At 52.3% G+C, this 23,322-nt stretch carries 21 protein-coding genes; 16 read left to right on the top strand and 5 right to left on the bottom strand.

The genetic code is table 11. From position 1 onward, the window contains the following. Positions 1–127 precede the first annotated feature (127 nt). A complete protein-coding gene (locus tag ACH6EH_RS13180) occupies positions 128–1,822 on the top strand; it encodes a M3 family oligoendopeptidase (protein WP_397332645.1) in 1,695 nt (564 codons plus the stop codon). 142 nt (positions 1,823–1,964) lie between these two features. On the opposite strand, the gene ACH6EH_RS13175 is transcribed toward ACH6EH_RS13180, so the two are convergent. Next, positions 1,965–3,515, bottom strand: a complete 1,551-nt coding sequence (locus tag ACH6EH_RS13175; protein ID WP_397332644.1) for a DHA2 family efflux MFS transporter permease subunit — start codon at positions 3,513–3,515, stop codon at positions 1,965–1,967. A 209-nt stretch (positions 3,516–3,724) separates the two neighbouring features. Between ACH6EH_RS13175 and ACH6EH_RS13170 the strand changes: the two genes are divergently transcribed. From ACH6EH_RS13170 to ACH6EH_RS13115, 12 genes are all read left to right on the top strand, one after another. Next, positions 3,725–4,375, top strand: a complete 651-nt coding sequence (locus ACH6EH_RS13170; protein WP_138227039.1) for a TetR/AcrR family transcriptional regulator — start codon at positions 3,725–3,727, stop codon at positions 4,373–4,375. A 153-nt stretch (positions 4,376–4,528) separates the two neighbouring features. Beyond that, positions 4,529–5,062, top strand: a complete 534-nt coding sequence (locus tag ACH6EH_RS13165; protein ID WP_138227038.1) for a DUF2179 domain-containing protein — start codon at positions 4,529–4,531, stop codon at positions 5,060–5,062. Between the two features lie 39 nt (positions 5,063–5,101). Beyond that, a complete protein-coding gene (gene rnhA / locus ACH6EH_RS13160) occupies positions 5,102–5,761 on the top strand; it encodes a ribonuclease H (RefSeq protein WP_397332643.1) in 660 nt (219 codons plus the stop codon). Between the two features lie 111 nt (positions 5,762–5,872). Then, the gene (gene deoC, locus ACH6EH_RS13155) at positions 5,873–6,538 is read left to right on the top strand and encodes a deoxyribose-phosphate aldolase (RefSeq protein ID WP_397332642.1); all 666 of its coding nucleotides are present in this window, start codon (positions 5,873–5,875) and stop codon (positions 6,536–6,538) included. Positions 6,539–6,570: 32 nt separating this feature from the next. Next, entirely contained in the window at positions 6,571–6,963 is a 393-nt protein-coding gene (locus tag ACH6EH_RS13150) for a cytidine deaminase (protein WP_138227035.1), read from the top strand. Between the two features lie 16 nt (positions 6,964–6,979). Then, positions 6,980–7,687 carry a purine-nucleoside phosphorylase gene (gene deoD / locus ACH6EH_RS13145; RefSeq protein WP_397332640.1) on the top strand — a complete coding sequence of 236 codons (708 nt, stop codon included), beginning with the start codon at positions 6,980–6,982 and terminating at the stop codon, positions 7,685–7,687. A gap of 33 nt (positions 7,688–7,720) precedes the next feature. Then, on the top strand, positions 7,721–9,022 hold the full coding sequence (locus tag ACH6EH_RS13140) for a pyrimidine-nucleoside phosphorylase (RefSeq protein WP_397332639.1): 1,302 nt from the start codon (positions 7,721–7,723) through the stop codon (positions 9,020–9,022). A gap of 425 nt (positions 9,023–9,447) precedes the next feature. Then, positions 9,448–10,746, top strand: a complete 1,299-nt coding sequence (gene melA, locus ACH6EH_RS13135) for an alpha-glucosidase/alpha-galactosidase (RefSeq protein WP_138227032.1) — start codon at positions 9,448–9,450, stop codon at positions 10,744–10,746. 304 nt (positions 10,747–11,050) lie between these two features. Further along, positions 11,051–11,839, top strand: a complete 789-nt coding sequence (locus ACH6EH_RS13130) for a TerC family protein (RefSeq protein WP_397332686.1) — start codon at positions 11,051–11,053, stop codon at positions 11,837–11,839. Positions 11,840–11,943: 104 nt separating this feature from the next. Continuing rightward, positions 11,944–12,693, top strand: a complete 750-nt coding sequence (gene map / locus ACH6EH_RS13125; protein WP_138227031.1) for a type I methionyl aminopeptidase — start codon at positions 11,944–11,946, stop codon at positions 12,691–12,693. Between the two features lie 70 nt (positions 12,694–12,763). Then, positions 12,764–13,570, top strand: a complete 807-nt coding sequence (gene thiD / locus ACH6EH_RS13120) for a bifunctional hydroxymethylpyrimidine kinase/phosphomethylpyrimidine kinase (RefSeq protein ID WP_138227030.1) — start codon at positions 12,764–12,766, stop codon at positions 13,568–13,570. Between the two features lie 200 nt (positions 13,571–13,770). Then, a complete protein-coding gene (locus ACH6EH_RS13115; RefSeq protein ID WP_397332638.1) occupies positions 13,771–14,421 on the top strand; it encodes a YqaA family protein in 651 nt (216 codons plus the stop codon). A 345-nt stretch (positions 14,422–14,766) separates the two neighbouring features. On the opposite strand, the gene ACH6EH_RS13110 is transcribed toward ACH6EH_RS13115, so the two are convergent. Continuing rightward, the gene (locus tag ACH6EH_RS13110) at positions 14,767–15,387 is read right to left on the bottom strand and encodes a hypothetical protein (protein ID WP_397332637.1); all 621 of its coding nucleotides are present in this window, start codon (positions 15,385–15,387) and stop codon (positions 14,767–14,769) included. 300 nt (positions 15,388–15,687) lie between these two features. Here ACH6EH_RS13110 and ACH6EH_RS13105 point away from each other — a divergent pair, with 300 nt between their 5' ends. Together ACH6EH_RS13105 and ACH6EH_RS13100 are read left to right on the top strand one after the other, a co-directional pair. Next, positions 15,688–16,770, top strand: coding sequence for an ATP-binding protein (locus ACH6EH_RS13105; protein WP_397332636.1), 1,083 nt, complete (start codon positions 15,688–15,690; stop codon positions 16,768–16,770). 83 nt (positions 16,771–16,853) lie between these two features. After that, the gene (locus ACH6EH_RS13100; RefSeq protein WP_397332635.1) at positions 16,854–18,071 is read left to right on the top strand and encodes an MFS transporter; all 1,218 of its coding nucleotides are present in this window, start codon (positions 16,854–16,856) and stop codon (positions 18,069–18,071) included. Positions 18,072–18,293: 222 nt separating this feature from the next. Here the strand turns inward: ACH6EH_RS13100 and rnjA are convergent, their stop codons facing one another. Further along, complete coding sequence (gene rnjA / locus ACH6EH_RS13095; protein WP_397332634.1) at positions 18,294–20,018, bottom strand: ribonuclease J1; 1,725 nt, start codon at positions 20,016–20,018, stop codon at positions 18,294–18,296. A 657-nt stretch (positions 20,019–20,675) separates the two neighbouring features. Beyond that, positions 20,676–21,011, bottom strand: a complete 336-nt coding sequence (ymzB, locus tag ACH6EH_RS13090; RefSeq protein ID WP_138227025.1) for a protein YmzB — start codon at positions 21,009–21,011, stop codon at positions 20,676–20,678. 210 nt (positions 21,012–21,221) lie between these two features. Here ymzB and ACH6EH_RS13085 point away from each other — a divergent pair, with 210 nt between their 5' ends. Then, positions 21,222–22,130, top strand: a complete 909-nt coding sequence (locus ACH6EH_RS13085; RefSeq protein ID WP_397332633.1) for an aldo/keto reductase — start codon at positions 21,222–21,224, stop codon at positions 22,128–22,130. 295 nt (positions 22,131–22,425) lie between these two features. Here ACH6EH_RS13085 and ACH6EH_RS13080 read toward each other — a convergent pair whose 3' ends face one another. Further along, on the bottom strand, positions 22,426–23,250 hold the full coding sequence (locus tag ACH6EH_RS13080) for a manganese catalase (RefSeq protein ID WP_397332632.1): 825 nt from the start codon (positions 23,248–23,250) through the stop codon (positions 22,426–22,428). Between the last annotated feature and the right edge of the window lie 72 nt (positions 23,251–23,322).

Raw genomic sequence — 23,322 nt, 5'->3', positions numbered from 1 at the left:
GTCTGTGTTTTATTTTTCAGCGGCCTTGACCGTCCTGTATGAATATACCTGAAAATTTATGGTATTTAACTCCCTGTAAATTTAGTATAATGAAGCTACTTTAAGAGCAGAAAGGTTGGGTTATTTCATGAAATTTACGGAGTATCCGTATGAACGCCCGGACATCAAGGTAATTGAACAGCGGTTTAAAGAACTGCTGCAGCAGTTTGACGGGGCTGCAACGTTTGAAGAGCAGGATCAAGCGATGGCTGAGATCAACAGGCTTCGCCAGCATGTGGAAACCCAGAGCACCCTGGTCAGCATTCGCCATTCTGTAGATACCAATGATGAGTTTTACAAGCAAGAGCAGGATTACATGGATGAAACAGAGCCGGTTTATCAGGAGTACATAACCGATTACTATCGTTCGCTGACGAAATCCCGGTTCCGGGAGCAGCTGGAGCAGAAGTGGGGCCGGCAGCTGTTCGCCCTGGCTGAGCTGTCGCTGCAAACCTTCAGTCCTGACATCATTCAGGATTTGCAGCTGGAGAACAAGCTGTCCACCGAATATGCCCAGCTGATCGCTTCGGCCAAAATTCCGTTCAACGGCGAGGAACTGACGCTGTCTCAGCTGACACCTTATGAGCTGTCTACAGACCGCGAGATGCGCCAATCCGCGTTCGAGGCTCGTTACCAATTTATGGCGGAGCATGAAGCGGAATTTGACCGCATTTATGACGAGCTGGTGAAGGTACGGGACAAGATGGCCAAGAAGCTTGGCTTTCAAAATTTTGTGGAGATGGGCTATGCCCGTATGGCACGGACGGATTATAATGCCGAGATGGTGGATAACTTCCGCAAGCAGGTGCAGGAATATATTGTACCGATCGCTACCCGGCTAAGAGAGCGGCAGTCACGCCGGATTGGTGTGGAGGAGCTGCTCTTCTATGATGAGGGCTTCAGCTTTAAATCCGGTAATGCAGCGCCGAAGGGTGATGCGGAATGGATTGTCGAGAACGGAAAGAAGATGTACAGCGAGCTGTCGCCGGAAATGAATGAATTTTTTAATTTTATGATTGATAACAACCTGATGGATCTCGTCAGCAAAAAAGGAAAGCAGGGCGGAGGCTACTGTACGTACATTCCGGAGCACCGTGCCCCGTTTATTTTCTCCAATTTTAATGGCACCTCCGGTGACATTGACGTGCTGACCCACGAAGCCGGGCACGCCTTCCAGGTGTACGAAAGCCGCAGTTTCCAGGTGCCGGAATATAATTTCCCGACCTATGAAGCCTGTGAGATTCATTCCATGAGCATGGAGTTCTTCACCTGGCCATGGATGGAGCTGTTCTTTCAGGAAGACAGTGACAAATATAAATTCAACCATCTGGCGGACGGGCTGCTGTTCCTTCCTTATGGTGTGGCTGTGGATGAATTCCAGCACTATGTATATCTTAACCCGGAGGCTAGCCCGGCAGAGCGCAAGTCGGCTTGGCGCGAGATCGAGCGTAAATATATGCCGCACCGGAACTATGCCGGAAATGCTTATCTGGAGCAGGGCGGCTTCTGGCATAAGCAGAGCCATATTTTCAGAACGCCGTTTTACTATATCGACTACACGCTGGCACAAATCTGTGCATTCCAGTTCTGGGTGCGCCTGCATGAGAACTATGAAGCCGCTTGGGCTGATTATTTGAAGCTGTGTCAAGTGGGCGGAAGCCGCTCCTTCGTGGAGCTGGTCAAGTACGCGGGCCTGAGATCGCCATTTGAGGATGGCTGTGTGGCATCGGTAGTGGATCAGATTGAGGCTTGGCTGAACAGCGTGGACGACCAGGCATTGTAACCCTGACAAGACGTAACCTGGTGCTGATTGTGGGCTGTTGCGCTCCTTGCTTTTTCTAAGATAAATCTAATAAAGAAGCTGCCCCTGAAGATGAAGATCTTCAAGGAGCAGCTTCTATTTATGAATGCGGGGTAAGCAGAGATCAGGCCCGTTTGACTTGCGGTGTGCGGGCTGCGGGCGCGGTCTCGGGATTCTTGTCCTTGGACGGGGATGTCCGCTTAATAAAGAGCGACAGCAGCAGCGCGGCAAGAAGCAGCACGACGGAAACCATAAAAGAATCGTTAATGCCGTGAACCGTCGCTTGAGGCGTTACCTCGGCAGCAAGCTGCTGCAGCTGTTCTCCGGTAGGCTGAGCCGGAAGACCGGCTGCCGCCTCAGAAACCATGCTCTCTACGTACGATTTCGTGCGGGTCGTCATGATCGTGACGAGCAGCGAGGTGCCGATGGCTCCGGACACCTGGGAGAGGGTGCTGTTCATTGCCGTGCCGTGAGGCGTATAGCGCATCGGCAACTGATTCAGCCCGTTTGTCATAATGGGCATCATAACCATCGACATCCCGAACATCCGCAGGGTATAAATGACGATCAGCGTAGAGTACGCCGTGGACAGCGTCAGTTGGCTGAACATGTAGCTGGTAATCACCGAGATCGCAAGGCCGGTAAAGACGAGCAGCTTCGCTCCAAATTTATCAAACAGCTTGCCGGTAATGGGAGACATAATCCCCATGACGATGGCGCCCGGCAGAAGCAGCAGGCCGGAATCCAGCGGCGAAATATGGCGAATGGTTTGCAAATAGATGGGCATCAGCAGCATCGCCGAGAACATCGCCATATTCATCATAATGGAAATGACCGAGGACAAGGCAAACATCGGATATTGATAAACCCGAAAATCCAGCATCGGCTTCTCCAGCCTGAACTGGCGGACAATAAATAGAAGCAGGCCGATGAAGCCGGCAGCAAGCGTATAATACACAACCCCATTGTCCCAGCCGCCCAGATCGGTGTTGCCGGCTGTACTGAAGCCGTATAGAATGCCGCCAAAGCCAATGCTGGATAAAGCGATGGAGAGGGAATCCAGGTGAATAGCCACACTCTCTTTATGGTCCCGCAGCTTGATGAAGCCGAACAGAAGCACGAGCAGTGCAATCGGCCAGATCAGGTGGAACAGCATATCCCAGCGGTCATAGCGCTCGATAATAAAGCCGGATAGCGTGGGGCCGATGGCCGGGGCAAAGATCATCACGAGCCCGAACATGCCCATGGCACCGCCGCGTTTTTCCACGGGGAAGCTGGTGAGCATGACGTTCATGAGCAGGGGCATCATAATGGCCGAGCCGGAGGCCTGAATCATTCGTCCCGTGAGCAGAATGCCAAAGCTGGGGGCAAAGCCGCCCAGCATCGTCCCGAGCGTGAACAGGGTCATGGCGGTCAGGAACAATCCCCGGACCGAGAACCGCTGGATGAGAAAAGCGGTGGTAGGGATCATAATGCCATTGACCAGCATATATCCGGTCGTCAGCCACTGTACCGTAGACGGGCTGGACAGCTCGAAATAATTCATGATCGACGGCAGGGCGATATTTAGCAGCGTATTGCTCAGCAGGGAGACAAAGGCGCCTGCCAGCAAAATACCAATGATCAGATAAACAGACCTTGGAATCGCCGGTGTCTGTTTATGGGTGTCTTCCATGATACTTCCTCCAGTCCTTTAATAACGTACTCTTTGACAAAAAATAATAAACAAACTGTTTATTATTGATCGTGGAGTCTATTATAATATACCCATATTGCAATGCAACCGACAATATCAGTGCATCTGTCATGTTATGGACACGACACCCTCTTTTGTCTAATAAAGGGGCCTTAGAGTATATTAAAATGTTGACATAAGGGGGAGCTATGAAAGAGCCTGGACTGGATCGGAGAATTGTGAAGACGAAGAAAGCGCTTCGTGACGCCCTGACTTCTTTAATGAAAGAGAAAACGTTCGATGAAATCACGGTGCTGGATCTGACGACAAGGGCAGATATTAACCGGGGTACGTTTTACCTCCATTATCGGGACAAGTATGATTTGCTTCAGCAAAGCGAGGAGGAGATTCTGAACGGAGTGCTCAAAATCCGCAGCGAGAAGAAGAAGCGGATTACGAAGGAAGAGCTGCCGAATTTCGACTATATGAACAAGCCGCTGCCGCTGGTAGAGGAGCTGTTCAAATATTTGCAGGAGAATGGAGAGTTTGTAGCGCTGCTGCTGGGTCCCGGCGGTAATCCGGCGTTTCATGTCAAGCTGAAGGAGATTATGCAGCGCACCATGGCTCAGAGTGTTCTGTCCCGGCTGGCAGAAGATCGGGAGGAGCTGATTGTACCCATGGAATACTTGTCGGCTTATGCAATCTCCGCGCAGCTCGGGGTGATCCAGCACTGGCTTCATGAAGGCATGAAGGAATCGCCACGGCAGGTGTCGTTGATCTTGTCGCGCCTGATCTTCAGCAATCCGTTTACCTTATATAAGGATCAGGCCCCCGAGAAGCGGAAGAAGCCGGGGGATTGAGGGTCAACAACCTTCCTGCACGGGGTAATGAAGAGCATGGTCTTCGTCCGCTTGTGGATGACTGAAATGGTATGCTCCCGTCCACACTAAAGGCTGTAGGCTGACCATTCGGCATAGCAAAAAGCAAAATAAAAAAGGAGATGATGGTATTACATGACGATATCTATTGGGCTGATCGCTTCCATCATCGGAATTAATGTCGTGTATGTGTCTATTTTTACGCTTCGTCTGATTTTGATGATCAAAAACCGCAGAGCGCTCGCCTCCTTCCTGTCGATGGCGGAGGTGTTCGTCTATCTGATGGGTCTGAATCTGGTTCTGCAGAACCTGGACAACCCATTTAATATGGCGGCGTACTGTCTCGGCTTCGGTCTCGGGGTATATTTGGGCAGCCGGATCGAGGAGTACCTGGCGCTGGGATATCTGGTCGTTCAGGTCATTGTGGATTCGCTGGAGCTGGATCTGGCCGCTGAGCTGCGGGACAAGGGCTATGGGGTCACCTCCTGGACGGCGGACGGCAAGGAGGGCAAGCGTCTGGTGCTGCAGGTGCTGGTGAAGCGCAGCAATGAGCGGCGGCTGATGGATACCCTCAAGAAGCTGTCTCCGCATGCGTTTATTATTTCCCACGAGCCCAAGAATTTTAAAGGCGGCTTCTGGGTCAAGCTAACGGAAGGCCGGCGCTTCTAAGAAGGAGCGTTGCGGCAAGAGTGGAGAGGATGAAGTAACGTGGCGAAGGGGAAATTTTATGTTGTCTGGGTGGGAGCGAGGCCCGGTATTTATACCAGCTGGGCTGAATGTCAGCAGCAGGTGAATCATTCGGCGGGGGCGAAGTACAAGGCGTTCGCCACCCGCGCTGAAGCAGAGCAGGCTTATGCTGCCGGATGGAAGGGCTATTGGGGACAGTCCGGCAGTGCACCGAAGAAGAAAGCAGCCGAATCCGGGAAAAAGGGGACCGAAGGCTCGCAGCCTGGCAGCCTGGACATTGACTATGACAGCATCTCGGTGGATGTGGGCACCCGTGGGAATCCGGGACCGGTGGAGTACAAAGGAGTGGACACCCGGACGGGCAGCATCATCTTCTCCAAGGGACCCATTGCGAAGGGGACGAACAATCTGGGGGAGTTCCTGGCCATCGTCCACGCGCTGGCCTATCTTCATCAGCTGGGGGACAGCCGGAGTATCTACAGCGATTCCGCGAATGCGCTGAAGTGGGTCAAGCAGAAGAAGGTGTCCTCCACCCTGCCGCGCGATTCCTCCACCACGGAAATCTGGGAGCTGATCGACCGCGCGGAAGCCTGGCTGAGGACGCATACGTACAGCAATAAAGTGCTGAAATGGCAGACCCGGGAGTGGGGCGAAATCAAAGCAGACTACGGGAGAAAGTAAGGGCAGCCGTTCCTCTGGAGCAAGTTGTACATAGACCGGGGAGTATGTTATGATTTTCGCGAATTTTGGAGACAAGTGAAACTTTAAGAATAGATAAGGAGTGGGTTCCCCATGAATTTGGCCAGCATGATTGATCATACCGCATTGAAGGCGGATACCGTTCAAGCAGACATTGTGAAACTGGCAGAGGAGGCGAAGCAATACGGCTTTGCTTCTGTCTGCGTGAATCCGGCCTGGGTCAAGGTGGCAGCGGCGGAGTTGAAGGGTAGTGAGGTCAAGGTATGCACCGTCGTCGGATTTCCGCTCGGGTCGTCGACCTCCGCAGTTAAGGCTTTTGAGACTGCGACAGCGATTGAAGAAGGGGCAGCCGAGGTGGATATGGTGCTCAATATCGGCGCTCTGAAGTCGGGCCACAAGGAGCTGGTGCTTCAGGATATTCAGTCCGTCGTCAATGCGGCTGCAGGCCGGGCGCTGGTGAAGGTCATTATTGAAACCTGCCTGCTGAGTGAAGAAGAAAAGGTCATGGCGTGTGAGCTGGCCGTGCAAGGAGGTGCTGATTTCGTCAAGACCTCCACGGGCTTCTCTACCGGAGGCGCAACCGTAGAGGATGTGTCTTTGATGCGCAGAACGGTTGGGGACCGAGTCGGTGTGAAGGCCTCCGGCGGCGTTCGGAGCCTGGCTGATATGCAGGCCATGATTCAGGCAGGGGCAACGCGGATCGGCGCCAGCTCCGGCGTTAAGATTATGGAAGGCGAGCAGTCAGAAGGCAATTATTAATCCTGCTGTAATGCTGTGAAGGAGGGGAAAGAATGAACCGAGAAGAGCTGATTCGGCAAGCATTGGAGGCCCGCAAGCAGGCTTATGTGCCGTATTCTCAATTTCGTGTTGGTGCAGCCGTGCTGGCCGGCGGAAAGGTATACCAGGGCTGTAATGTAGAAAACGCAGCCTACGGCTTAACGAACTGTGCTGAACGGACCGCCATATTCAAGATGGTTTCCGAAGGCCATCAGAAGATTGAGGCCATTGCCGTCGTAGCGGATACAGAAGGCCCCGTGTCTCCCTGCGGCGCATGCCGTCAGGTGCTAGCAGAGTTTTGTGACCCGGATACGGTCATCTATTTGAGCAACCTGCACGGTAATACAGAGGAGTGGACGATGGAGCGTCTGCTGCCAGGTGCATTTAGTGCCAAGGATATGGAATAAGGAAGGAGAAGGAGCTATGAGTACTCATATTGGAGCGAAACCGGGCGACATTGCAGAATCTATTCTGCTGCCGGGAGATCCCCTGCGGGCCCAGTTTATTGCCAAGACCTATCTGGAGGATGTTATCTGTTATAACGAGGTTCGCGGCATGCTCGGCTTTACAGGAACCTATAAAGGCAAGCGTGTATCGGTTCAGGGGACCGGTATGGGAGTGCCATCCATCGGCATCTATGTGAATGAGCTGATCTCTGAATACGGCGTCAAGAACCTGTTCCGCGTCGGTACCTGCGGTGCGATGCAGGAGGATGTCCGGGTCCGTGACGTCATTCTCGCCCAAGCGGCTTGCACCGATTCCGGTATGAACCGGCATCATTTTCAAGGCTATGACTATTCTCCGATTGCGAGCTTCCCGCTGCTGAAGTCTGCCTACGACCGGGGTATTGAGAAGGGGCTGCAGCTTCGTGTAGGGAATGTCTTCACATCGGATATCTTTTATCGTGAGGACAAAAGCGCTGTCCAGAAGCTGATGGATCATGGCGTGCTTGCAGTAGAAATGGAAACGACAGCGCTCTATACGATCGCTGCGCGTAAAGGCGTGCAGGCGCTGACCATTCTGACGGTCAGTGATCATCTGCTGACAGGTGAGGAGACCAGTGCTGAAGAGCGCCAGTCCACCTTCAATGACATGATGGAGGTTGCGCTGGACACAGCCGTGACCGTTTAACCCCCAGACATCAAGCGGTGAGGAGTGTACGCGATGAGAATGGTTGATATAATCGCCAGGAAGCGTGACGGCAAGGAGCTGACCTCTGAAGAGATTCAGTTTTTTATTGAGGGGTATACGCAAGGAAAGATTCCGGATTACCAGGCCAGTGCGCTGGCTATGGCCATTTATTTTCAGGATATGAGTGAGCAGGAGCGGGCTGACCTGACCATGGCAATGGTGAATTCGGGCGAGACGATTGATCTCTCTGCCATTGAAGGGATCAAGGTAGATAAGCACTCCACAGGCGGTGTCGGCGATACGACGACTCTCGTGCTGGCTCCGCTCGTGGCCGCTCTGGATGTTCCGGTTGCCAAAATGTCCGGTCGCGGTCTGGGACATACCGGCGGCACGATTGATAAGCTGGAATCCATTGCAGGCTTCGACGTCGAGATCAGCAAGGAGCAGTTTGTAGATCTGGTCAATCGTCAGAAGATTGCGGTCATTGGACAGACCGGCAATTTGACGCCGGCGGACAAGAAGCTGTATGCGCTGCGCGATGTAACGGCTACGGTCAACTCCATTCCGTTGATTGCCAGCTCGATTATGAGCAAGAAGATCGCAGCAGGCTCTGACGCCATTGTGCTGGATGTGAAGACCGGTGCAGGCGCATTTATGAAGACTCCGGAGGATGCCCGCGAGCTTGCTCAGGCTATGGTACGCATCGGAAACCGTGTCGGGCGCAAGACGATGGCAGTGATCTCGGATATGAGCCAGCCGCTGGGCCAGGCAATCGGTAATGCCCTGGAGGTGCAGGAGGCGATAGATACGCTGCGCGGTCAGGGACCGAAGGATCTGGAGGAGCTGTGTCTCGCTCTAGGCCGGCAAATGGTGTTTTTGGCTGGCAAGGCGTCCTCTCTGGAGGAAGCGGAGGAGAGGCTGCGAGAGGCTATAAGTAACGGCAAAGCACTGCAGAAGTTTAAGGAATTCATAGCCAATCAGGGTGGAGATGCCTCCGTTGTTGATCATCCGGAGCGGCTGCCGCAGGCCCCATTCCACATCGAGGTGCCGGCGAGAGCATCCGGCAAGGTGACAGAGATGGTGGCTGACGAAATCGGCACGGCAGCGATGCTGCTGGGAGCGGGACGTGCAACCAAGGAATCTGAGATTGACTTGGCGGTAGGCCTGATGCTGAACAAGAAGATCGGAGATACGGTGAAGCAGGGCGAGTCACTGGTCACCATCCATGCGAACACGGAGCAGGTGGACGACGTGATTCAGAAGCTCTACGCCAGTATTACGATTGCAGCAGAGGGAAAGGCTCCGGCACTGGTGCTGGATATCGTGACGGGTTAAGCATTATAAATAAGAGGCTTCCTCCATATGCTGGGCTGGCTTTACCGCCGCTATTTTGCCAAGCAGGGAGGGGGCTTTTTTTGTATAAATTATCTGGATTAGTCATATTTCAGGTCAGGGCCTCATAGATTGCTAATGGGGAAACGACTGGGCTGTAAAAGAACCAGGGAGAGAAGAGCCGTCTGGAAGAGCCATCCTTAGGAAACAAGGAGGCGGACGGTATGACTTTGGATCAGCTGATTGCATTGCTGGCACTCATTGTGATGATCATCGGACTGGCGGTAAACAAAGGAAAGTCTTAAGGGACAGAGCACCGTTGAAAGTGGGATTATGACATGCAGAACAGAGTTTGCGCCATGGTGAAGTGACCGCCTTTCGCAGTATAGTTAAAGCAAATAAAAGCGCTGTCACAGGAGGAACCAAGCATGTCAAAAATTACTTTTATCGGTGCGGGCAGCACCGTGTTCGTTAAGAATATTCTGGGTGACGTTCTGACAACCCCTGCACTGCAGGGCTTCGAGCTGGCTCTGTATGATATCGACGAGGAGCGTCTTCGCGACTCGGAGCGTCTGCTTGAGAGCATTAAGAACACCCTGGGAAGCACTTGCACCGTCAAGGCTTACCTGGACCGCAAGCAAGCACTCAGCGGTGCCAAGTACGTCATTAATGCCATCCAGGTTGGCGGCTATGATCCTTGTACGATTACAGACTTTGAGATTCCGAAGAAATACGGCCTGCGTCAAACGATTGCAGATACGCTGGGCATTGGCGGAATTTTCCGGAACCTGCGCACCATCCCGGTGATGCTGGATTTCGCCCGTGATATCCAGGAGGTATGCCCGGACGCCCTGTTCCTGAACTACACCAATCCTATGTCCGTGCTGACAAGCGTAATGAACACTGCTGGCGGTGTAAACACCGTAGGTCTGTGCCATAGTGTTCAGGTCTGTGTGTCCCGTCTGTTTAAAGCGCTGGATATGGACGCTACCGGTGTTCAATCCAAAATTGCCGGCATCAACCATATGGCCTGGCTGCTGGAGGTTAAGAAGGACGGAGTTGACCTGTATCCGGAGATCAAGCGCCGCGCTGCCGAGAAGCAGAAGGAAAAGCATGAGGATATGGTCCGCTTCGAGCTGATGCAGAAGTTTGGATATTATGTAACAGAATCCTCCGAGCATAACGCAGAATACCATCCATACTTCATCAAGCGCAATTACCCGGAGCTGATCGAAAGATTCAACATTCCGCTTGACGAGTATCCGCGCCGCTGTGTGGACCAGATCAACGGCTGGAAGGATATGCGCGAGAAGCTGTTCGCGAGCGAAAGCATCGAGCACGAGCGTTCCTATGAGTATGCATCGTTCATTATGGAAGCGATCGAAACGAATGTTCCGTTCAAAATCGGCGGCAACGTCATGAACACCGGCCTGATTACAAACCTGCCGAAGGAAGCCTGTGTCGAGGTTCCGTGCCTGGTGGATGCTTCCGGCGTAACGCCGACCTACGTAGGCGATTTGCCGCCGCAGCTGGCTGCGCTGAACCGCACAAACATCAATACACAGCTGCTGACGATTGAAGCGGCGTTGACTGGACGTAAGGAGCATATCTACCATGCTGCAATGCTGGATCCGCATACGGCAGCAGAGCTGTCGATGGACGACATCACGGCACTGTGTGACGATCTGATCGAAGCTCATGGCGACTGGCTTCCAAAGTTCAAATAAGTAATAGGAAAAATATCTCTTTGCTCCTCCATGGAGCCATGCTATAATGCTTGTAATTCGTAAAGGGGAGTAGCTCTAGCAATAAAGTCGTCATTCCGTGACACTTCCGGTGTCTCCGGCTTTATTGGCAGCATTACGCTGTAAGCGAGACCTTTGCCGATATTCATCGGTAAAGGTCTTTTTCCCTTCATCTATTTGTGGGTAAATACCTTTACCGCCGGATTTTTCGGGGTAAGGGTATTTTTTATATCGTCATAAGGTACCCTGAACAATACGGATCACTAACCGGAAGGGAACGATGGATGTGGACACGGGATTGTTATTAGAGTATGGATGGGTATTGCTGGTGTTGATTGGCCTGGAGGGCATTCTGGCGGCGGATAATGCGCTCGTCATGTCGATCATGGTCAAGCATTTGCCGGAGGAGAAGCGCAAGAAGGCGCTGTTTTACGGCCTGGCAGGTGCGTTTGTGTTTCGGTTTGTTTCCTTATTCATTATTTCTTATCTGGCGGATGTCTGGTATGTCCAGGCACTGGGCGCCGTCTACCTGCTGTATATCAGCATTAACCACATCGTGAAGCAGCTATTTGTCAAAAAGAAGGTCCACGAACAGAAGGCAGCCAACAAAGAGGAGAATTTCTGGGTTACGGTGCTTAAAGTGGAGCTGGCGGACATCGCGTTTGCCGTCGATGCGATTCTGGCGGCTGTAGCGCTGGCATTGACGCTTCCGGCGACCGGACTTCCGGCGATTGGCGGAATGGACGGAGGGCAGTTCCTGGTGATCTTGACCGGCGGAATCATCGGTTTGATTATTATGCGGTTTGCAGCTTCCAAATTCGTCAATTTGCTGGTTCGGAAGCCGGGTCTTGAAACGGCCGCGTTTCTGATCGTGGGCTGGGTCGGCATCAAGCTGGCCATCTACACGCTGGCTCACCCCGAGATTGGCATCATTGACAAGAACTTTCCGAAAAGCACGGGCTGGAAGCTGATCTTCTGGGGCGTTCTGATTCTGATTGCGGTTCTCGGCTGGTTCCTCTCCAAGGACAAATCGGAAATGACCGACGCGGAGAAAAAAGAGCTGATGCATGAATAAGCCTTCGTTGTTGCTGAATGGGCCTCATCTTGTGTTCGCAGCCTGCCAAGAGTAGAATAAAATGATTACGGGTATGCTGGATGAGTGAATAAAGGAGCGCTATCATGATTATTATCAAAACCGAAGAAGAAATTGCAAAGATGAAGAAAGCCGGCGAGCTGCTGGCGGAGTGCCACCGTCAGATCGGGGCGATGATCAAGCCAGGGGTTACGACGGCAGAGATTGACCGTTTCGTTGAGAAATTCCTGGAGCAGAACGGGGCTCACCCGGAGCAAAAAGGCTACCATGGCTATCCTTATGCAACCTGTGCATCGGTGAACGATGTCATCTGCCACGGCTTTCCTAAGGAGGAGCCGCTGAACGACGGAGATATTGTCACTATTGATATGGTCGTTCGTCTGGACGGCTGGCTTGCGGATTCCGCCTGGTCTTATCCGGTAGGCACTATTTCACAGGAAGCTGCACATTTGCTGGAGGTCACTCGCAAATCACTGTATCTGGGCATTGAGCAGGCGGTGGTCGGCAACCGCATCGGCGATATCTCACACGCGATTCAGCAATATGCCGAAGGGGAGAACCTGTCGGTTGTCCGTCATTTTGTCGGCCATGCGATCGGCCAGCAAATGCACGAGGAGCCGCAGGTTCCGCATTATGGACCTCCGCACCGGGGACCGCGCCTGAAGGAAGGCATGGTTATTACGATCGAGCCAATGCTCAATATCGGCACCTTCAACGTCAAGATTGACGAGGACGGCTGGACAGCCCGGACGGCGGATGGCAAGCTTTCGGCACAATATGAGCACACAATCGCCATCACCAAGAACGGGCCTGTGATTTTGACCGAACAGCAGTAATTGTAAGAATTCACCCTGTCCCGTATAATAGAGAAATCATTTTTGTATACAGGAAGGGATATGGTTCATCATGACAGTAAAGAAAGCACTCACGGTCGCAGGCTCGGATACTAGCGGCGGCGCCGGAATCCAGGCCGATCTCAAGACCTTTCAGGAATTCGACGTCTACGGTATGACGGCTCTGACCACCATCGTGTGCATGGAGCCGGGAACGTGGAATCATCAGGTATTTCCGGTGGATCTGCACATTCTGGAGACACAGCTGAAGACCGTCATTGAAGGCATCGGCTTTGACGCAATGAAGACCGGCATGCTGGGCTCGGTGGATATGATTGAGCTGGTGTCGAAATATATAGATCAGTACAGCCTGACCTCGGTCGTCATTGACCCGGTTATGGTATGTAAAGGTACCGACGAGGTTCTGCAGCCAGAGAATACGGAAGCCATGATTGAGTTTCTCCTTCCCCGGGCAGATCTCGTCACGCCGAATCTGTTCGAAGCCTCCCAGCTCGCTAAATCCGGTCCGATTCGGACGGTAGAGCAGATGCAGGAAGCCGCGGCCATCATTCATGACAAGGGCGCGAAGCATGTGCTGATCAAGGACAGAGGCCGGATTGTAGAGGGCAAAGCGATGGACCTGCTGTATGACGGCAAGGAATATCAGTGGTTCCAGTCGCCAGCCATAGAGACGGCATACACACACGGTGCAGGCTGCACCTCCTCCGCTGCGGTAACGGCGAATCTGGCTCATGGACATTCCATGGCCGATTCCATTGCACGCGCCAAAGCATTCGTAACGGAAGCGATTGCCAACGGATTTCAGCTGAATGAATTTGTTGGGCCGACGCGCCATTCGGCACATCGCACACAGCGTTAATCAACCTGCTCGCTTTTAGGCGGCCGGACAGACAAGGGCTGTCTCTTTAGATCTTAGGATCTTGAGGGACAGTCCTTTTTGCTAATAAATTCGACAATTAATCTTAAATCCGAACGGTTTTCCGGTTTTTCGCAGGGGGGAATGTGATATACTCAATGAGTAAGGGTCTGGTAAGGCAGAAAATGTTTAGGGGTTGAGTTATGTTTCAGGACGTAATGGATTTTTTGATGAAGTTTGGTCCATGGGGGTTATTTATTCATTCCTTCCTTGATGCGGTTATATTTCCGGTTCCCGCGTTTTTTCTGCAGGTATCCCTTAGTATACTTCATCCATCCTCAGCCTTGTGGCTGGCTACGGCCGGCTTTATCGGCTGTCTGCTGGGAACGCCCGTCGGCTATCTCATCGGCAAGCTGCTCGGTAAATCGGTGCTTTACAAGATTTTGAAGAAAGAATGGATTGACGCAGCTACGGATCGTTTTCAGAAAAGTGGGGAAGCGGCCATTCTGGTAGGCTCCTTTACGCCCATTCCCTTTAAAGTGTTTACGATCTTGTCCGGATGCTTGAATTTTCCACTGTGGCGCCTGATGGCGTACGCCGCTCTGGGAAGAGCGACTAAATTCTACGTCGTCGGAATCCTGTTCTATTATTACGGGAGAAAAGCCGAGAATATGGTGGAGAATGTATCCTTGTATATTTTTGTTATTGCTGTGCCGCTACTCCTGCTTGTTATGTTTCTGGTTCGCAGACGTAAAAGAAAGCGGGAAGCAGCCCGCCTGGAAGCAGCCCGCCTGGAGGCGGAGCAGCAGTCTGCAATGAAGGTGCTTCCGGAGACTCAAACCCCCTCGGCGTAGCCAGGGGATTACGGCACCCCGAAATGATATGATGGAGGCTGTCTCACAAGATCTAGGATCTTGCGAAGATGGCCTCGTTTGTTGTTGTGAGAGGCTCCGCGTACGAAACGTTCCTCCCTCGCTCAAGGGATCCCAACAAACAGGTAATAAAAAGAAACCGCTCTTTGGTTAAATGGAAGTGACAAGGCCACCATTTAAAAAGGAGCGGTTTCATGTGTACATACACTTAGACGTGAGAAAGGTACGTGCTGTCAATTCCAAGGGTGATTGAGCCGGACTGTTTCAAGCGCTCTCATTTGGGTATTGATTAAGGGGGAAGGACTGGGCTCAGTCCTCCAATCATCTTCAACCGGCGCCTACTTGCAGGCGCTTGGCCGGCTCTCCAGGCTCAGAGGAGATATAAGCCGGTGCAGGGTATGGCAGTGATTCTACCGGGAAACGGTTCAGATAGTGGTCCAGCGATCCCTGATAGATCTCCTCCAGCTGCTCGGAGTGGGAGAAATCACAGGGAGTAACCAGTTGAGGCGGCTTACCTACAGGATGCAGGCCTGCCTGCTCCAGAATGCTGGCTACAAAATAAGAGCAGAAATACGCATCCGCCCGGTCAATGCGGACCCGGAACAGCATCCCCATCATGCCCAGCAGATCGTATTTATAGCGATCCCGATCGTTCATCATCTGCTGAACCTGATGAACCATAAGCTTATACTTATCATGGCTGACTTCCATCCGATAAATCGCGCAATGGGAGGCGTAGAAGAAAGGGGCCCGCAGATTCTCGCGGACCAGTCCGCCGCTGAATGGATTGCTGACATTCTTCCGGCCGAAGCTATAAACCTCCTGCAGCTGGCCGTCAAATGAAATGGATGCATGGTTGAGCGGGGCGTTTGTAAAGCATTGTATAATCCGGCTTAACCAGGTTCCCGTGCCTGTAAGCACGATCCAAATATGTTGTTTTGTATCCATACTCGCAGACTCCTTTTAACGGTGGTGCTTGTTGATACAGCATGCTGCCCGTGCGTTCTTCCTCCACAATAAACGAAATCCCCAGGTTGTTCAAGGTAAAATAAACCCATTTTTTTCAAATCGGTCTCTAGACGTAGCTCTCCTCCGCCTGCCGCCGCAGGGGATGTGACAGCATCTTTGAAAATATGACAGCATCAGATAGGAACTGGTTGAATTCACCAACATAGAAGGAAAAACACCACGCTGCCTCGAATTTATGTAGAATGATTGTACAACGCAAGAATGGAGGAGCGTCGGGCTATGGCAGATGATGAACGTCTATGGAATAGGATGCTGCTGCATGCAATGGAAAGCTCGCCGATCGGTAGTGCATTTCTCAAGTCGGATGGCCGCATACAATATATGAATGGCTCTGCTTGCGCTATGCTGGGCTATGAACCCGAGGAGTTGATGAATCGTCCTTATGGGGACATATTTCATCCAGAGGATGCTTTTATTAACCCAGTAAACAGGGCGGAATGGAGTCAAAAAGGCCAGGGAAGCTTCGAAACTGAAATTCGGCTGCTGCATAAGCAGGGCCATATTATCTGGGTGTCTGTGTCGTGGTCTGCCATAATGAATGACGAGGAGTTCCCGGCTGGCTATGTCGTACATATCCAGGACCTCACGGAGCAGAAGAGAGCGAGTGATTATGCGGAGTCGATGATGATTCAGTCGGACAAGCTTTCCATCGCGGGACAGCTGGCTGCCGGTATTGCACATGAGATCCGCAACCCCATGACCTCGATCAAGGGCTTTATCCAGCTGCTGCGCAGCGGCTTTGGAAGTAAGGAGCAGTATTATGAAATTATTTCTTCCGAGATCGAACGTATCGAGCTGATCCTTGGAGAACTGCTCATCCTGGCTAAGCCCCAGGGCATCAAGTTCGAGCGAAGGAACATTCGGGTGCTACTCAGCCAGGTGATTACGTTACTGAATACGCAGGCCATACTGAATAACGTCGAGATTCAAACGGATTTTCGGGATCAGGACATGGATGTAGAGTGCGATGAGAACCAAATGAAGCAGGTATTTATTAATTTTATCAAGAACGCAGTTGAGGCGATGCCGGGCGGGGGGATGATCACGATCTCTACCCGCAGCCTGGAAGGTGAACTGTTGATCGACATTACCGATGAGGGGAGCGGCATGCCGGAGGATATTTTGTCCCGTCTGGGAGAGCCGTTCTACACGACGAAGGAGAAGGGAACGGGGCTCGGGTTTATGATCAGCAAGAAGATGATTGAAGAGCACCGGGGAACGGTTGAGGTCAGGAGCAAGCCAGAGCAGGGCACAACGGTCCGGGTGATGCTGCCCGCAGTCTATAATGCTGCCGCGATTTAAAGAGTTCATCACTCTAGGAGGAGGAATGCATGGGAGAGCGGCTTTCGTAACAAGCTACCAATAGAAGCAAGGAGGGTCATATAATGAATCGTACTCAGCTATTGAAAAATCCGAAGCAGCGTAAGCTGCTGTTCAGTGCCGGAATCAGCTGGATGTTTGATGCCATGGATGTCGGCATGATCTCCTTCGTGGTCGCTGCGCTGGCGAAGGAATGGAGCCTGGGCTCTCAGGAGGTGGGGCTGCTGGCCAGCAGCACCTCCATCGGCATGGTGTTCGGCGCCTTGCTGGCCGGGATGCTGGCAGACCGGTACGGACGGAAAAATCTGCTGCTCTGGACCCTGATCATCTTCTCGGCTGCCAGCGGCTTATCGGCGCTGGCGACCGGCTTCGCGGTCCTGTGTATCCTTCGCTTTGTTGCGGGCATTGGATTGGGCGGTGAGCTTCCGGTGGCAGCAACGCTCGTTTCGGAGAGCATGCCGGTAGAGGACCGGGGGAGATCGGTAGTGCTTCTGGAAAGCTTTTGGGCGGCAGGCTGGATTCTGTCTGCGCTGATCGCTTATTTTATTATCCCGGATTACGGGTGGCGGATGGCTTTTGTCATTGGAGCGCTTCCCGCTTTCTATGCGCTGTATCTCCGGCGGGCGATTGAGGATTCTCCGCGGTATGTGAAACAGAAGGCGGCGCGGAGGCTGAGCCTGTCAGAGCGTATTTCCTCTGTTTGGTCGAGCGAGCACCGGAAGACCACACTGATGCTGTGGGTGCTGTGGTTTACAGTCGTCTTTTCTTATTACGGCATGTTCCTGTGGCTGCCTACCGTGATGGTGGATAAAGGCTTCAGTCTGGTGAAAAGCTTTCAGTATGTGCTGATCATGACACTCGCTCAACTGCCAGGATATTTCACAGCTGCTTACTTGATTGAGAAGTTTGGCCGCAAATTTGTACTCGTCACCTATCTCGTGTTCACAGCCTTAAGCGCAATGTGGTTCGGCTATGCCACCTCTGTAGGAATGCTTCTTGCTGCCGGCATCTGCTTGTCCTTCTTCAATCTGGGCGCCTGGGGCGGACTATATGCGTACAGCCCGGAGCTCTATCCCACGAGAATACGCTCCACCGGCGTAGGCCTGGCGACGTCCTTCGGACGTATTGGCGGTGTCATTGCACCGCTGCTCGTCGGTGTATTGAAAGAGAACGGCACCAGCATCTCCAGCATCTTTCTGCTGTTCTTTGTAACCATTCTGATCGGGGCGGCGGCTGTCCTGGTCTGGGGCCGGGAGACTAAGGGACTGGAGCTGGCGGATTAATACGTGATCGCCCATCATTCTTGGAAGAAGGCGGGCCATAGAACAAAATAAAGACATGGCGGTGACGGGATAACTTCCCTGACTCTACCATGTCTTTATTTTTTGCTTTCCTATTTCACTCAAGGGAGCTGCCTCGTTAAACAAGAATCCACTTTGGGAACAGCCTCATTGATATTCTGCGTCAGATCAGCATCGCTGCTCAATTGTTGCCAAGCCTGGCGCTTAAATCTCCATAATGGAAGGCATGATGTAAGGGCTCCGTCCAAGCTCGCGCTTGAAATAACGATTGAGGGTCGATGTTGTCATCTGCTCCCATGCAGACTCATCATACTCCCGCTGCTCTCCAGCCTTGTTAAGATGCTTGCGCAGCATGGCTTCAGCCCGGCGCAGCAGCGGCTTCGAGTCCTGCATGTAAACGAATCCGCGGGTGATCAGCTCGGGACCGGCAATGAGCTTCCGCGTTTCACGGTTCAGGGTCATGGCAGCAATGACGACACCGTCGTGAGCAAGCTGCACGCGCTCCTCCAGCAGCTCCTTCTCGTGCGTGCGAAGCTCTCCGTTGTTAATGTAGACATCTCCGGATGGGATGTTGCGGCCTTTACGAGCCCCGTTGCGGAACAAGGAAAGAGTGTTGCCGATGTTCAGCAAGTAAACATGATTCTCGGGAACGCCCACATCCTTCGCCAGCTGGCGATGATTGAGCAGCATCCGGTATTCTCCGTGAATCGGCACGAAATATTTCGGACGCAGGCTGCTGAGCATCAGCTTGAGATCCTCGCGGCAGCCGTGGCCGGACGTATGGATGTCCAGAATCGAGCCATATCTTACTTCAGCGCCAGCGCGCATGAGCAGATCGATGCTCCGGTTTACATTTTGCGTATTCCCCGGAATGGGCGAGGAGGAGAAGATTACCGTATCATCGGGATGAATCTGAATCGAGCGGTGTGATCCTGAAGCAATTCGGGTGAGAGCTGCGTTGGGCTCGCCCTGGCTACCTGTACAAATAATCGCGACCTGATGGTCACGGTAACGGTTGACCGTTTTCACATCGATCAGCATGCCGTCCGGGATTCGGATATAGCCCAGCTCCTGGCCGATCGTAAACACCTTCTCCATGCTTCGTCCCACGATGGCGAGCTTTCGGTTCGTCTGTATAGCGGCCTCTACGACCTGCTGCAGACGGTGGACATTGGAGGCGAAGGTCGCGAACAGAATCCGACCGGGGCTTTCCTGGAACTGCTTCAGGATGGACAGCCCTACGGTTCGTTCGGATGGAGTGAAGCCCTCACGCTCACTGTTTGTGCTGTCCGCGAGAAGCGCAAGTACCCCTCGGCGGCCAAGGCTCATAATCTTATGAATGTCGGCCGGCTTGTCCTCTGGAGTAAAGTCGAACTTGAAGTCTCCGGTATGGACAATAGGTCCGTACGGAGTTTCAATGACGACGCCGAATGCATCCGGAATACTGTGTGTCGTGCGGAAGAAATGCACGGCGAGGTGCTTGAAGCTGTATTTATCATTCTCATGAAACACCCGCAGATCGCTTTGATCCAGCAGACGGTGCTCTTCGAGCTTCGCGCGAACGAGACCGATCGTCAGCGGTCCTCCATAAATAGGCATCTGAATCTGGCGCAGCACATAAGGAATGGCTCCGATATGGTCTTCATGTCCATGAGTCAGGAACAGGCCCTTGATCTTGCTCTTATTCTCAATCAGATAGCGGATATCGGGAATAATGTAATCGACTCCGCTCATTTCAGCATCCGGGAACTTCAGTCCGGCATCAATGATCACGATTTCATTGCGGAATTCGACCGCATACATATTTTTGCCGATTTCGCCTAATCCTCCGAGTGCGAATACACGTACAGGCGGGGAGGATGGCTTCGATGGCTTCGATTTGCGGGCAGGCGGACTTTGTATTTTATCATTCAATAATGGTTTGGACATAATGTGGTAATATTCCTCTCTATCGATAGTCGGTGGCGTGGATTTCCTTCATATTTAACAATATGTAATCCGAGACTCGGAAAAAATGAGCATCAAAATACGGGCGCGCATAAGACGCCATAGCAAGCGCTGGGCATGACTTCAGGACAGGATGGCAGCAGCTTAGCGTGAATAACCGCACGGCTTGCATCCAAACTAAAAAGTTATATAGGGCAGCCTGGTTGTTCACGGTCTCTGTGTCCATTCAGGCGATCTTAAATCAATAGCTCATCTTATATATTTAAACCTTAAGGATTATGACGGAACAGAGGCGGTCTCCCATCGGAGAATATATGTCTATCCTGCCCCTTATACCAGAAATCTTACCTGAAGTTCCAGCATGAATCCGGTCGCACATGAAATGATCTTCATTCAGTTTACCATTTTTATAGCAGAGTGTGGTAGTGGTATATTGAGAATAATGCTCGAAGGCCCTTCTGATCAGCATTTCGTTGCACATAAGGGCACTGTTTTGTACAGCTTTTGTACAGCTACGAAGTCACAGACAGCAGCCGTAACTGCAGATATTCGGCATCTGCCCGTTACGGCTGTCAGATGAAGCAGTATGGCTTACTCAAGTCCCAGTTCTGCTTGCAGAAACAGTATTTATCAAAAAAGCTACACTGTAATCGTGTACGTCCCCCGTTCATTTTCAAGCACGATCTGCCGTTCCTGAACCTCCGCCTCGCGCAGGCTTTCCAAGGGAATCGAGAAGGAGCCGCCTGGCAGGGGAGCCTCCTCGACGTCGGTCACAATGACTCCGTTACCGCGGAGCAGCAGAGCCTGACAGGCCAAATAGTCATCAATGCTGCAATTGTTGCCGTCCAAGAGCTCCACAGAATCTACAGTTAACCTGATCTGATCGACATCGTCCAGCTCCCGCTTTTCAATGGTCAGCTCCTGCTGTTTATGGGAATCCAGCCACTGTGACACTTCTTTTAGCGAATGCTTCATCTCATAGCCCTCCTTCAAAAGTACATAATGGTGATCTGTAATCATTACCCCAATTGTCGGCTATTATTGCACCAGGACTGCTTATGTATTCGTAGATATGCCAATCGCTGTTACAGTCTGTAAGGCATGGAGTGATATACTAGGGTGAGGAATGTAATGAATCTTGAAGCCATGCAAAACGGGAAAAGTATTGAAGGAGGAGGTCAGTGGATGAGAGCAAATACAATCGGTAAATCAGAGCTGGTCGTTGGAGAGATTGGACTGGGCTGCATGTCCCTGGGTAAGGAGGAACAAAAGGTGGTCGCCCTTGTGCATGAAGCATTGGAGCAAGGGGTCACGCTGCTCGACACCGCCGATCTGTATGATGGAGGCATCAATGAGGAGCTTGTGGGCAAAGCGATCAAGGGCCGCAGAGACCAGGTTGTGCTGGCGACCAAGGTAGGCAACCGCAGGATTTCCGGACAAGAGGGCTGGACCTGGGATCCTTCCAAAGACTACATCCAGACGGCGGTGAAGGATAGCCTGCGCCGTCTCGGGACAGACTATATTGATCTGTATCAGCTCCACGGGGGCACGATGGACGATCGCATTGAGGAGACTATTGAGGCGTTTGAAGAGCTGAAGCAGCAGGGCTGGATCCGAGAGTATGGCATTTCTTCAATCCGCCCTAATGTCATTCGGGAGTATGTGAAGCGGTCTGGCATTGTCAGTGTCATGATGCAGTATAGTATTCTCGACCGCCGCCCGGAGGAGGAAATCCTGCCGCTGCTGGCCGAGCACGGAATTTCGCTGATTGCAAGAGGTCCGGTTGCCAAAGGGGTGCTGTCCGAGCGTTACGAGGAAAAGGCGGCCAAAGGGTATTTGGACTATAGCCGGGAAGAGCTGCTTGAAACCGTAAAGCAGCTTCGGGAAGGACTGCAGCCAGGGCGTGAGCTGTCTCAGACAGGCATTCGCTATGCGCTTGCTCATCCGGCAACTGCCTGTACCATTCCCGGTGCAAGCTCCGCCCAACAGCTGCGTGATAACCTGCTGGCGGCTCAGGCCGAAGAGCTGAGTCCGCAGGAGCTTCAATATATCCAGGCTGTAAGCAAGCGGAATCAGTATGAGCAGCACCGCTGAGCCTTAACAGGGTGGACAACGGCTGGACACGCTGTTTTGTGCTTAACCCAATTCGCTGAGATTACTATAAAAGAGGCAGTCCCCGAGTAGATTTTGGTTAAACGAGGCAATTCATTGGAATAGGAAGCAAAAAAATAAAGACATGGCGGTGACTGGGAGATTAGTTCAGCACCGCCATGTCTTTATTGTGATCGATGGCCGCCTTCTTCTACAGATTCCGAAGCCGTTCACAACAAACGAGGCCATCCCGCAAGCTCCTGGAGTTTTTGGGACAGCCTCATTTATGTGAGTTCTATTATTCTGTAACACCCGGCAAGGTATTATGCGTATACGGCGGAGCCGGCTTTAATTTCTGCTCTTCTGTAAACGGACCGGGCTCGGCAGAGTACTGGAATTCGGCGCCGTCCGGGGCTTGTCCGGATGCCCAGCTGCCGAGGCTGCTCTCTTCGCCTTCTGAGAAGTTATAGAGTACGTGGGACATGTTCTGCTTCTCCAGCTCTGGCGGTGCCGTGCTTGGAACGATGACCCCTTCCTTCGCCTCCAGCTCCCGAATGGCGGCCAGCCACTGATTCTGGTGCATCGTATCCCGGGTGAGCAGGAAGGACAGCATGTCCTTAATGCCGCGGTCATCGGTCATTTCGTAGAGCCTGGCGACCTGCAGGCGCCCTTGGGATTCGGCATTCAGATTCGCCCGGAAATCGGCGAGCAGGTTGCCGCTCGCTACAATATAGCCGGCATTCCACGGCACACCTACACTGTTGACCGGCATGGCTCCAAGACCGGAGACGATCGCATGCTGAGGATTCATTCCACCCAGAATCGATTCAATGACAGGGTTCTTCGCAGCCTCCTCCTGATCTTTGACGGGTGCGTCATCAAGCAGGCGGGCGATCATCGTTGCAATCATCTCCACATGACCGATTTCCTCGGTCGCCGTGTCCATAATGAGGTCTTTGTACTTGTCATGGCCGCGCGTGTTCCAGCCCTGGAACAAATATTGCATGGCCACGGAAATTTCACCGAATTGGCCGCCTAGTATTTCCTGCAGCTTCTTGGCAAACAACGGATCAGGGCGCTCCGGCGTGGCTGGATTTTGCAGCACTTTTTTGTGAAAGAACATACTAAGGTCACCTCTTCATTTAAATTTGCTCATTGGCATGTGTTACTTACCCTTTCCCATATTTTTAAAACG

It is taken from the genome of Paenibacillus sp. JSM ZJ436, assembly GCF_044383795.1.
Lineage (GTDB): Bacteria > Bacillota > Bacilli > Paenibacillales > Paenibacillaceae > Paenibacillus_AQ > Paenibacillus_AQ algicola.
Note: the sequence above shows the minus strand (reverse complement) of the source record. Positions and strands in the feature narration are given on the sequence as shown.

Excerpts from the sequence above, each read along its gene's own strand:
- ACH6EH_RS13140 (WP_397332639.1), top strand. The coding sequence starts at position 7,721 with ATGAGAATGGTTGATATAATCGCCAGGAAGCGTGACGGCAAGGAGCTG.
- ACH6EH_RS13165 (WP_138227038.1), top strand. The coding sequence starts at position 4,529 with ATGACGATATCTATTGGGCTGATCGCTTCCATCATCGGAATTAATGTC.
- deoD (WP_397332640.1), top strand. The coding sequence starts at position 6,980 with ATGAGTACTCATATTGGAGCGAAACCGGGCGACATTGCAGAATCTATT.
- ACH6EH_RS13150 (WP_138227035.1), top strand. The coding sequence starts at position 6,571 with ATGAACCGAGAAGAGCTGATTCGGCAAGCATTGGAGGCCCGCAAGCAG.
- melA (WP_138227032.1), top strand. The coding sequence starts at position 9,448 with ATGTCAAAAATTACTTTTATCGGTGCGGGCAGCACCGTGTTCGTTAAG.
- ACH6EH_RS13080 (WP_397332632.1), bottom strand. The coding sequence starts at position 23,250 with ATGTTCTTTCACAAAAAAGTGCTGCAAAATCCAGCCACGCCGGAGCGC.
- ACH6EH_RS13110 (WP_397332637.1), bottom strand. The coding sequence starts at position 15,387 with ATGGATACAAAACAACATATTTGGATCGTGCTTACAGGCACGGGAACC.
- ymzB (WP_138227025.1), bottom strand. The coding sequence starts at position 21,011 with ATGAAGCATTCGCTAAAAGAAGTGTCACAGTGGCTGGATTCCCATAAA.
- ACH6EH_RS13170 (WP_138227039.1), top strand. The coding sequence starts at position 3,725 with ATGAAAGAGCCTGGACTGGATCGGAGAATTGTGAAGACGAAGAAAGCG.
- ACH6EH_RS13105 (WP_397332636.1), top strand. The coding sequence starts at position 15,688 with ATGGCAGATGATGAACGTCTATGGAATAGGATGCTGCTGCATGCAATG.
- map (WP_138227031.1), top strand. The coding sequence starts at position 11,944 with ATGATTATTATCAAAACCGAAGAAGAAATTGCAAAGATGAAGAAAGCC.
- ACH6EH_RS13100 (WP_397332635.1), top strand. The coding sequence starts at position 16,854 with ATGAATCGTACTCAGCTATTGAAAAATCCGAAGCAGCGTAAGCTGCTG.
- thiD (WP_138227030.1), top strand. The coding sequence starts at position 12,764 with ATGACAGTAAAGAAAGCACTCACGGTCGCAGGCTCGGATACTAGCGGC.
- ACH6EH_RS13085 (WP_397332633.1), top strand. The coding sequence starts at position 21,222 with ATGAGAGCAAATACAATCGGTAAATCAGAGCTGGTCGTTGGAGAGATT.
- rnjA (WP_397332634.1), bottom strand. The coding sequence starts at position 20,018 with ATGTCCAAACCATTATTGAATGATAAAATACAAAGTCCGCCTGCCCGC.
- ACH6EH_RS13115 (WP_397332638.1), top strand. The coding sequence starts at position 13,771 with ATGTTTCAGGACGTAATGGATTTTTTGATGAAGTTTGGTCCATGGGGG.
- ACH6EH_RS13175 (WP_397332644.1), bottom strand. The coding sequence starts at position 3,515 with ATGGAAGACACCCATAAACAGACACCGGCGATTCCAAGGTCTGTTTAT.
- deoC (WP_397332642.1), top strand. The coding sequence starts at position 5,873 with ATGAATTTGGCCAGCATGATTGATCATACCGCATTGAAGGCGGATACC.
- ACH6EH_RS13180 (WP_397332645.1), top strand. The coding sequence starts at position 128 with ATGAAATTTACGGAGTATCCGTATGAACGCCCGGACATCAAGGTAATT.